Annotated in this window: 2 protein-coding genes; both read right to left on the bottom strand. The window is 49.5% G+C overall.

Annotation, left to right across the window (positions count from 1 at the left end):
- A partial coding sequence (locus tag ACFRAK_RS27340) for a helix-turn-helix domain-containing protein (RefSeq protein WP_394572933.1) occupies positions 1-396 on the bottom strand: 396 nt, incomplete at its 3' end.
- A gap of 98 nt (positions 397-494) precedes the next feature.
- A partial coding sequence (locus tag ACFRAK_RS27335) for a beta-galactosidase (protein ID WP_394572932.1) occupies positions 495-1,647 on the bottom strand: 1,153 nt, incomplete at its 5' end.

Raw genomic sequence — 1,647 nt, 5'->3', positions numbered from 1 at the left:
TTCGTAAGTCGTTTTCCGTCCTTTATTCATATGAGGGGATTCAATCCTTTTCCGAGTTGGTTTCATTTTCACCCCTTCAGTATACTTGGAAATCCAGCTCTCTAACACAGATTTACTCGAAATATGGTACTTTTTCGCCACCGCTCGTACAGAGTATTCACCAGAGCGTACATCTTGAATGGCAGATAGTTTTAGCTCCTTGGAGTAAGATTTCCATCCCCTGGATTCTTTTAAACCTTCTTCTCCATCTACCTTGTATTTTCTTATCCAATCGGTAACCGTGTTTTTATGGACCCCCAGTTGTTTTGCCTCATGGTTGGGATTGGATTCATGTTGCAGGCAACGCCTTACAACTTCGATCTTGATTTCATATGAAATCGGGCTTCTTTTGGACATTACAAAAACTCCCCTCATGGTAGAAGTAGAGTTTTGTTTTTTCTACTGTCTACTATGATGGGAGCATATCACTCTACTGAGATGGCGGTGGTCTTATTTTAGTTGCCCGTGTCCTCCAGAATCATGACCCCGCGCCCCGGAATTATGCAACGCTCTCGCTCTTCCCTGCCTGTCAGGAGATCGACATAGACGCTCTCTCCAAGGGATACTTCCTGAGGATTAGCTGTATGGTTGAGGACAACGGTTAATGACGGCGTTCCCTGATAATAGTCCGAGCCATACTCAGCAACGACCTCCGCCCCTTCGGCGTGGATCACGTCGCACAGGATTCCGCAATCATAATCTCCTTCCAGACGTCCTTGCCGACCACGAATCACCATCTGATTCTGTGTGCCTGGCAGCAAGGCATCGATCTCCTCTGCCCATATTCCAAGCACTTTGCGAAGCTCGCCTGGGTAGCCTCCAAGCGTAACGAGATCGTTCTCGTTAACAATCCCGCTGAAGAACGTCGTTAAGAAGGTTCCTCCCTGGGATACGAAGGCTTCTACGCGCTCGGCAAATCCTTGTTTCGACATGTACATCACGGGCGCAACAACAACGTCGTATTGGCTCAAATCGTCCTCTACGCTGATCATATCGGTCTGGATATGGAGCTGGTGCAGGGCATCATAGTATTTATGGACCTCGCCCACATAATTCAACGCTATGCTCGGACCGCTCGACAGTTCGATCCCCCAGCGATTCTCCCAATCATAGATAATAGCTACTCTAGCATCGGACCTGGCATCGAGCAGCTTGTCGCCAAGCTGCTGCAATTCCTTGCCCAGTTCCGCGCACTCGCGAAATACGCGGGTATGTTCATGTCCCGCATGCTCGATCACTGCGCCGTGATACTTCTCGCAAGCTCCAATTGAACGCCGCAATTGGAAGAACATCACCGTATCCGCGCCATGCGCTACCGCTTGATAACTCCATAGGCGCATAACGCCTGGACGCTTCGCGGAATTGTACGGCTGCCAATTCTGGACGCTTGGTGTCTGTTCCATCAGCATGAAGGGCTGCCCGCCCTTAAGACCACGCATGAGTGCGTGGGTCATCGCCGTATGACTGTACGGTGTGTCGAGGGAAGGATAGTTATCCCATGACACGACGTCCATCTCCTTCGCCCATTTAAAGTAATCCAGTTCAGGATAAAATCCCATCAGATTAGTCGTAACCGGGATATCCGGAGTGATTTTCTTCAGTTCACCA

It is taken from the genome of Peribacillus sp. NPDC056705 (genome assembly GCF_043656335.1).
Note: the sequence above shows the minus strand (reverse complement) of the source record. Positions and strands in the feature narration are given on the sequence as shown.